This window comes from Streptomyces sp. MS191 (assembly GCF_008042125.1).
Classification (GTDB): Bacteria; Actinomycetota; Actinomycetes; order Streptomycetales; family Streptomycetaceae; genus Streptomyces.
Genome location: NZ_RDBI01000010.1, coordinates 1 through 7,972, shown reverse-complemented (window position 1 = coordinate 7,972; position 7,972 = coordinate 1). Strand labels below are relative to the sequence as shown.

The following is a 7,972-nucleotide window of genomic DNA, read 5'->3' as shown; positions in this document are numbered from 1 at the left end:
TGGCGGGCCGGGCGATGTCGAAGACGTCGGGGTCCGGGTGGCGCGCCTCGTCGCGGTTCGCGGAGCCGTAGGCGACGAAGACGGTCGCTCCGGCGGGCAGGTCGGTCCCGGCCAGGGCGACCGGGCGGGTGGTGGTGCGGCGGAATCCCTGGACGGCGGTGTCGAAGCGGGCCGCTTCCTCCACCGCCCCGGGTATCAGCTCCGACCGGGCGCAGAGCAGCTCCCACTGGTCGCGGTGGCGCAGCAGGTGGAGCAGCGTGGTGCCGATGAGGGCGGTGGTGGTGAGGTGACCGGCGATGAGGAGGTTCTGCAGGTTGGCGACGAGTTCGCTGCGCTGGTCGCAGGTGAGGGCGCGCCGGCCGGGGCCCAGGCCGGTGTCCGGGGCGAGGGCGGCGACCATCGCGGAGCAGAGGTCCTCGCGGGGGCGGGCGCGCCGCTCGCGGGCGTAGCGGTCGAGGAGGTGCTGGAGGGCGACCACGTCCTCGGCCGCGGCGAGCTGTTCGTCCTCGGGCATCGGCCGGAAGAGCAGTTGTTCGGCGCGGTGTCCGCCGCGCACGGCGGCGGGCACGTCCTCGGGCTCGATGCCGATGAGCCGGCCGATGACGGCGCCGGGCAGCCTGCGGGCGTAGGCGCCCATCAGTTCGGCGCGTCCGTCGGCGGCGAAGGCGTCCACGAGGGAGTTGGCGACCTCTTCGGCGTACGGGGCGAGGGCGGCGATCCGGGCGGCCGAGAGGCCGCTGTTGAGCGGGGCGCGGTGGCGGCGGTGGGCGGCGCCGTCGGTGGAGACGACGGTGGGCCGCCGGCCGAAGCCGCGGGCCAGGACGCCGAAGACGGCCGGAGGTGGCAGGACGTCGGGGCGGAGCGCCTGGGCCGAGGAGAAGTCCTCGGGCCGCAGGAGCACTTCGCGGACGTCGGCGTCCCGGGAGACGAGCCAGGCGTCGAGTTCGGGGACGAAGGTCAGCCCTTCGGTACGCCGCGCGTGGGCGTAGAGGGGGTACGGGTCGCGTTGCAGTGCGTCGAGAAGCTCGTACGAGATCGGGTCCACGCGGCGCCTCCGGAGGGAGCTGGTGCGGAACTCGGTGCGTCGGGCCATGGTGACGGGCCCGGCGCGCCCCTGGCTATGCCCCCGGGTCACGGGACGGTGGGCGGGGAGCGGTTCCGGACAGGGCCGCCAGGAGCACCGAGGTGTGGCTCGTGTCCGGTTCCTTGGCCGCGGTGAGCAGGGTGACCCGGCCGGCGGCCGCGAGTTCGCGGAGCCGGTCCAGGGCCTCGGCGGCGCCGGGTTCGGCGAGTTCGGTCTCGTAGCGGCGGCGGAACTCGTCGTAGGTGCCCTCGGGTCCGTGGTACCAGCGGCGCAGTTCGGTGGACGGGGTGAGCGCCTTGGGCCATTCGTCGATGTGGGCGTCGGTCTTGGCGAGGCCGCGGGGCCAGAGCCGGTCGACGAGGACGCGCAGGCCGTCGTCGGGCTCGGGGGGCTCGTAGATCCGGCGGACGCGCACGTCGGAGGTGGAGGCGGGCATGGCTCCAGGGTGCCGGACGGGCGCCCCTGCCACACTCCCGGGCACGGCCGGAGCCGGGGTCGGCCCCGGGCGCGGCCGGGCGGGCGCCCGGCGCGGGGACGACGGCGAGGGCCAGGCCGACCAGGGCCGCCGCGGCCAGCGCGTCGAACCAGTAGTGGTTGGCCGTTCCGACGATCACCAGCAGGGTCAGCAGCGGATGGAGCAGCCACAGCCACCGCCGACGGCCCCGGGTGGCGGCGATCAGCCCGATCGCGACCATCAGCGCCCAGCCGAAGTGCAGCGAGGGCATCGCGGCGAACTGGTTCGCCATCGAGTCCGTCTCCGGCGTCGCGCCGTACACGGAGGGCCCGTAGACCTGTGCGGTGTCCACGAGTCCGGCGGCGGCGAGCATCCGGGGCGGCGCGAGCGGCATCAGCAGGTGCAGTGCGAGAGCCGCGGCGGTGACCAGGGCCAGGACGCGCCGGGACCACACGTAGTGGCCGGGGCGGCGCCAGTAGAGCCAGCCGAGGAAGGCGACGGTGGCCGGGAAGTGCACGGCCGCGTAGTACGTGTTGGCGGCCCGGACGAGCGCGTCGCCGTGCAGCAGCAGGGCCTGTACCGCGCCCTCGCCGGGCAGGTGGACGGCGCGTTCCGCGTCCCATATCCGGTCGGCGTTGTGGAACGCCCGCAGTTCGTGGCCGTTCGCGAATCGCCGGCCGGACTTGTACACGAGGAACAGCGCGGTGACGAGCAGCAGCTCGCGGACCGGCGACGGTCTCGGGGTAGCGGTCGGCCCCGGTCCTGCAGGACGTGTCCCACGTATCCCGGCAGCCATGGCGCGGCCCCTTTTTCCGTCAAACCGGCAACAAACGGGGGAAGCCTAGATCCGATTTCATCGAGACGCAAGCGTCTCGATACGTTTGCGTCTCGATTGTGCACCCCCTACTCTCGTATGTGCAGAGAGCTGTCCGGGAGGAATCGATGTCCACGCAGGCCACGACGTCCACGCAGGCCGCCACCGCCGCCGCCCGTCGCGGCAAGATCACGCCCGAACGCGAGGCGGAGCTGTACGACGCCGTGCTCTGCCTCCTCCGCGAAGGCGGCTACGACTCGGTGACCATGGAGGGTGTCGCGGCCCGCACCAAGTGCGGCAAGGCCACCCTCTACCGGCAGTGGGGGAGCAAGCCGCAGCTCGTCACGGCCGCCCTCGCCAAACAGCGCTGCGCCTTCTTCGCCGGCATCGACACCGGCTCCCTCGCCGGCGACCTGCGGGAGGCCGCCCGCCTGGCCGCCACGCCCCGCGAGCGGGACGCCGAGCTGATGGAGGCGGTCAGCCAGGCGTACATCCAGCACCCCGACCTGCGGGAGGCGCTGCGCGAGACCGTCATCCACCCGGAGGTCGCCGCGCTCGACGCGATGCTGCGGCGCGCCGTCGAGCGCGGCGAGATCGACGCGGACAACCCGGCGATCGACTTCGTCGCCCCCTGCTTCCTCGGGATGCTCCGCATCGAGCGGCTCTTCGAGGAGCGGTTCTCGGACGCTGCCACCATGCGCACGTTCGTCGACGGGGTCCTGCTCCCGGCCCTGCGCGCCCGGCCCTGACCGGCGGCACCCTACCAAGAGGAGCGCCTCCTCTGACGGGTATTCACTCACTCTCCGCGCCCGGACGCTTCCTTCCGGTAGTCATGACCGCGGGAGGGAACACCGTGGTCTTCAGCCTGAGCCGCCGCTGGAAGCTGGTCCCGAGGAACAGGACCTGCCCCCACACGTCCGACGACGCGCGCGAGGGCGCCGCGCCGGCGGCGCGCGCGCCGCACGGACCGGATCCGGCGCCGGAGGCGGCCGACCGGCAGCAGGCGGAGGACTTCGTCCGCCAGTTCCACGGGGAGCAGCCGCGGGCCGCCGGAGACGTGGAGGGGAGGGTCCGCGAGGTACTGGCCGAGATCGACCGCACCGGCACGTACACCCACTCCCCCGCCGAACTCGCCTTCGGTGCCCGCGTGGCCTGGCGCAACGCGGCCCGGTGCATCGGCAGGCTCTACTGGCGCAGTCTGGTGGTACGGGACCTGCGGCACGTCACGTCCGCCGACGGCATCGCCGCGCACTGCTTCGACCATCTGCGGTCGGCCGCCAACGCCGGCCGGATCCGTCCCGTGATCTCCGTCTTCGCGCCGGACGCGCCGGGCCGTCCCGCGGCGCGGATCGTCAACGACCAGCTCGTGCGGTACGCCGGACACCCGGGGCCCGACGGCCGCTGGATCGGCGACCCGCACAGCGCCGATCTCACCTGCCGGGCCCGTGACCTGGGCTGGAAGCGCGAGGAAGCGCGCTTCCAGCCACTGCCGCTGATGGTCCGGCAGCTCCCCGACGCCGCGCCCCGGTGGTACGAGCTGCCGGACGACGCGGTGCTGGAGGTGGCGTTGAGCCACCCCGACCACCCGTGGTTCGCGGACCTGGGACTGCGCTGGTACGCCGTGCCCGCGATCAGCAACATGACCCTGGAGATCGGCGGGGTGCGGTATCCGACGGCACCGTTCAACGGCTGGTACATGGGGACCGAGATCGGCGCCCGGAACCTGGCCGACGCCGAGCGCTACGACCTGCTGCCGGTGGTCGCCGAGCGACTGGGGCTCGACCGCTCCTCGGAGCGCACCCTGTGGCGGGACCGCGCGCTGGTCGAGCTCAACGTGGCGGTGCTGCACTCCTTCCAGGAGGCCGGGGTGACCATGAGCGATCACCACACCGAGTCGGACCGGTTCCTCCGCCACATCGCCCAGGAGAGCCGCCTGGGGAGGCCGACGCCCGCCGACTGGAGCTGGATCGTTCCTCCGGTCTCCGGTTCGGCGACCCCGGTCTTCCACCGGTACTACGACCCCGTCGACCCGTCGCTGCGGCCCGCCTTCGTCGCACGCGAGACGTGACCCCGGCGGTCCCGGCCGTGGCCTCCGCTTCGCGACCACCCGGCGACCGGAGCCTCGACCCAGCACCCACGTGCCGGTGCATATCCGATGCATATGTGGTGCAGATCTGCACCACGTATGTCATGCTGAGCTGCCAGCATCGACCGGACCGAAAGGCCGCACCATGAGCCGCCTCCCCTCCCACCCCGACAGCGAGCGCCTCTCCGTGACGCTCTGCCCGCCGGCGGTGACCGCCGTGTCCGAACTGGTCGCCGCGAGCGGCGTCAGCAAGGCCGACGTCATCAACCGGGCGATCCTGCTCCTCGGATACGTCGAACGGGAGCGCGCCAAGGGGCACGACCTCATGATCCGCGACGCCGAGGGGACGCTGGAGCGCATCCACATCCTCTGACCCAGCCGACCCCTCGCGCGAGCGAACCTCCACCTAATCGCTCACATGTTCGGTCGACTGTCTATGCTGGACCCCATGACGGCAGCACGACCGGACATCCCGGGCTTCCAGGGTTCCCTCTTCGACCAGGGCGCGGACATCGGGCCCGGGGCGCTGGACGGCGTCCGGCGGACCTCACTGGACCAGGGGGCCTGGGTCGACCACCTGCCGGGGTGGTTCGACGGCGCCGACGCGCTGTTCGACGACCTCGCCGCACACGTCCCGTGGCAGGCGGAGACGCGCCGCATGTACGACGGCGTGGTGGCGGTGCCCCGCCTCCTCGCGTACTACCGCGAAGGCGCCGAACTCCCGCACCCCGCCCTGCTCGACGCGCGCGAGACCCTCAGCGCCCACTACGCCTCCGAACTGGGCGAGCCCTTCGTCACCGCGGGGCTCTGCCTCTACCGTGACGGCCGCGACAGCGTCGCCTGGCACGGCGACCGCAACGGCCGTTCGGCCACGCAGGACACGATGGTCGCCATCCTCTCCCTGGGAGATCCCCGCACGCTCGCCCTCCGCCCCCGGGGCGGCGGCACCGTCGTCCTCCGGCTCCCACTGGGCCACGGCGACCTGGTCGTGATGGGCGGCTCCTGCCAGCGGACCTGGGAGCACGCCGTCCCGAAGACGACCCGCGCGGTGGGCCCCCGGATCAGCGTGCAGTTCCGCACCCGGGGCGTGAACTAGGGCGTGTCGTCCCCTGCGGCCGCGACCTCCCGCGCGCAGGTGTGGATCGGCGACCCCCGGGCAGGCGGAGGGTCATGGGCCGGTGGGCCCGGCACCGCTCCGGCGGCGCGGCCGGTGGGTCGCGCCGACCGACCGGGGCGAGCGGCCGAGAACACGAGTCGGACGGTTCCGAGAATCAGAGGAGTGACGGCATGACCGAGAACCCGTGGAGCTACGGAACGACGACGGGTCACCTCACGGGCACGAACCTGATCGGCTGGAGGGTCGAGGCGACCGACGGTCACATCGGCAAGGTCGACAAGCACTCGGACGAGGTCAACGACGCCTATCTGGTCGTCGACACGGGAGTGTGGATCTTCGGCAAGGAAGTACTGCTCCCCGCCAGCACGGTGACCCGGGTCGACCTGGACGAGCACACGGTCCACATCGGCCTGAGCAAGGAGCAGATCAAGGACTCGCCGGAATTCCACTCCGACAAGCACCTCGCCGACCAGCAGTACCGGGAGGAGATCGCCCAGTACTACCGCACGGGCGGCCCGTTCCCGGGTGGATCGCGGCCCGCCTGAGGTGACACCCGCCTCACGGAACGCAGCGGCCCCGGCCCCCTTCGGGCCGGGGCCGCTCGCATGCCCGGTCCGCGACCGGGGAGCCTCCCCGCGACCGGCGCCGACAGGCCGGTCCTGGCGACCCTCGCCGCGACTGCGGGGCGATCCGCGGGGCGACGACGGCCCTCGACCAGCGGCTGTGACATCCCCCACCCCTCCTTGCCGGATCAAGGAAGGGTTACCTAAGTTCCCTCCATGACCTCTCACGTCCCCCCGTCCCCCGCTCCGGAGGGCTCCGGCCGCCCGGAGTCCGCGCTGGTCGACTTCACCGTCGACCTCACCGCCCAGGAGGCCGAGCGCCAGGTCCTCGTGCTGGACGCCATAGGCCCCCACTGGGACCCGCTCGAGGTGATGAACGGCGAGGAGGCGGCGTACGACCTCCTCTACTCCGGGCTCGACGCGGACCAGCAGCGCCTGTACGACGAACTCGTCGCGTCCGGCGTACTGCCCCGGCGCGGCGGCGGCCATGCTCCCGCTTGACCCGCAGGCGGACCGCGGGCGACGCGCCTGGGTGGCCTGTCCGGCGTGCGACGACAGCCGCGGCTGCGCGCCGTGCGAGCAGCGTCGTACGTGCCCCGACCACTGGCGCTACCTGCTGACCAACACGGGCAGCCTGCTGCACCTCCAGTGCCCGTCGTGCGCCCACGTGTGGGCGCACGAGAGCGGGTTCGGCGCCACACGCTCCTTCTGGGACCGGGTCACCAGCGGCTGGTCGCGCCCCTGAACCCTCGTCGGGCGGGCCTTCACGGGTCGGCCCGCGCGTCATCGCCCTCCACGCCGCGGCCGGACACCGGGGTCACCCGCCGCGCGGCGGCCGGTGCGACGAGGCCGGACGGTCACCCCGTCACCCCGTCACCCCGTCACCCCGTCACGGGGCTGTTCACCGCGGGGCTGTTCACCGCGCCGGTCATCGACGCCGACACCGACGGCGCGCAGCCCTGGCTCGCGACCGCGTACGTCCCCGGCCCCTCGCTCGCCGACTCGGTCGTCGCGCTCGAGGCGGTGCTGCTGCTGATCGCCGGCATGGCCGAGGCCCTGCACGTCATCCACGGCGCCGTCATCCACGGCGCGGGCATCGTGCACCGCGACCTCAAGCCCTCCAACGTCCTGCTCGCGGCCGACGGTCCGCGCGTCATCGACTTCGGCATCGCCTACGCCGCCGACGCCACCTCGCTGACCGGCAGCGCGCCGTGCGCGACGACCGAGTCGGCGAGCGAGGGGCCGGGGACGTACGCGGTCGCGAGCCAGGGCTGCGCGCCGTCGGTATCGGCGTTCCGCACGGGGAGAAGTGAACATTGATGAGTGGTCAGCAACCGTCCCGGGGTGGCGCCCCGCACGTCTTCCAGCCGCTCGCCGCGGACGACCCGACCACCATCGCGGGCTACCGGCTGGCCGCGAAGCTCGGCGCGGGCGGCATGGGCAAGGTGTACCTCTCGTACACGCCGGGCGGGCGGCCCGTCGCCATCAAGGTGATCCGGCCGGAGTTCGGTGAGGACGCGGAGTTCCGGCGCCGGTTCGCGCAGGAGGTGCAGTCGGCGCAGCGCGTGCAGGGGCTGTTCACCGCGCCGGTCATCGACGCCGACACCGACGGCGCGCAGCCCTGGCTCGCGACCGCGTACGTCCCCGGCCCCTCGCTCGCCGACTCGGTCGTCGCGCACGGCGCGCTGCCGGTCGAGGCGGTGCTGCTGCTGATCGCCGGCATGGCCGAGGCCCTGCACGTCATCCACGGCGCGGGCATCGTGCACCGCGACCTCAAGCCCTCCAACGTCCTGCTCGCGGCCGACGGTCCGCGCGTCATCGACTTCGGCATCGCCTACGCCGCCGACGCCACCT

10 protein-coding genes and 2 pseudogenes are annotated in these 7,972 nt (G+C 73.2%); 9 read left to right on the top strand and 3 right to left on the bottom strand.

Annotated features, from left to right (window positions below; genetic code table 11):
• The 3 genes and pseudogenes from EAO71_RS01810 to EAO71_RS01800 form a co-directional block, all read right to left on the bottom strand.
• On the bottom strand, positions 1-1,045 hold a 1,045-nt coding region (locus EAO71_RS01810; protein ID WP_261991943.1), incomplete at its 3' end, for a cytochrome P450.
• 73 nt (positions 1,046-1,118) lie between these two features.
• A complete protein-coding gene (locus EAO71_RS01805; protein ID WP_147975994.1) occupies positions 1,119-1,520 on the bottom strand; it encodes a DUF488 domain-containing protein in 402 nt (133 codons plus the stop codon).
• Positions 1,521-1,548: 28 nt separating this feature from the next.
• Positions 1,549-2,334, bottom strand: a pseudogene (locus EAO71_RS01800) (phosphatase PAP2 family protein); the annotation flags it as partial.
• A 146-nt stretch (positions 2,335-2,480) separates the two neighbouring features.
• Between EAO71_RS01800 and EAO71_RS01795 the strand changes: the two are divergent.
• From EAO71_RS01795 to EAO71_RS01755, 9 genes and pseudogenes are all read left to right on the top strand, one after another.
• Positions 2,481-3,101: a TetR/AcrR family transcriptional regulator gene (locus tag EAO71_RS01795; protein ID WP_147975993.1), complete on the top strand. Its 621-nt coding sequence runs from the start codon at positions 2,481-2,483 to the stop codon at positions 3,099-3,101.
• A gap of 83 nt (positions 3,102-3,184) precedes the next feature.
• Positions 3,185-4,420: a nitric oxide synthase oxygenase gene (locus tag EAO71_RS01790; protein ID WP_147975992.1), complete on the top strand. Its 1,236-nt coding sequence runs from the start codon at positions 3,185-3,187 to the stop codon at positions 4,418-4,420.
• 163 nt (positions 4,421-4,583) lie between these two features.
• A complete protein-coding gene (locus tag EAO71_RS01785; protein WP_147975991.1) occupies positions 4,584-4,811 on the top strand; it encodes a hypothetical protein in 228 nt (75 codons plus the stop codon).
• 75 nt (positions 4,812-4,886) lie between these two features.
• Positions 4,887-5,534 (top strand): alpha-ketoglutarate-dependent dioxygenase AlkB family protein, encoded by a 648-nt coding sequence (locus tag EAO71_RS01780; protein ID WP_147975990.1) that lies wholly within the window; start codon positions 4,887-4,889, stop codon positions 5,532-5,534.
• Positions 5,535-5,725: 191 nt separating this feature from the next.
• Positions 5,726-6,100 carry a PRC-barrel domain-containing protein gene (locus EAO71_RS01775; RefSeq protein WP_147975989.1) on the top strand — a complete coding sequence of 125 codons (375 nt, stop codon included), beginning with the start codon at positions 5,726-5,728 and terminating at the stop codon, positions 6,098-6,100.
• Positions 6,101-6,334: 234 nt separating this feature from the next.
• Positions 6,335-6,619 carry a DUF6400 family protein gene (locus EAO71_RS01770; RefSeq protein ID WP_187282518.1) on the top strand — a complete coding sequence of 95 codons (285 nt, stop codon included), beginning with the start codon at positions 6,335-6,337 and terminating at the stop codon, positions 6,617-6,619.
• Entirely contained in the window at positions 6,606-6,863 is a 258-nt protein-coding gene (locus tag EAO71_RS38430; RefSeq protein WP_147975988.1) for a hypothetical protein, read from the top strand. The genes EAO71_RS01770 and EAO71_RS38430 overlap by 14 nt, the downstream gene beginning before the upstream one ends.
• A pseudogene (locus EAO71_RS38425) lies at positions 6,860-7,348 on the top strand (protein kinase domain-containing protein); the annotation flags it as partial. The gene EAO71_RS38430 and the pseudogene EAO71_RS38425, both read left to right, overlap by 4 nt.
• 89 nt (positions 7,349-7,437) lie before the next feature.
• A partial coding sequence (locus EAO71_RS01755; RefSeq protein ID WP_147975987.1) for a serine/threonine-protein kinase occupies positions 7,438-7,972 on the top strand: 535 nt, incomplete at its 3' end.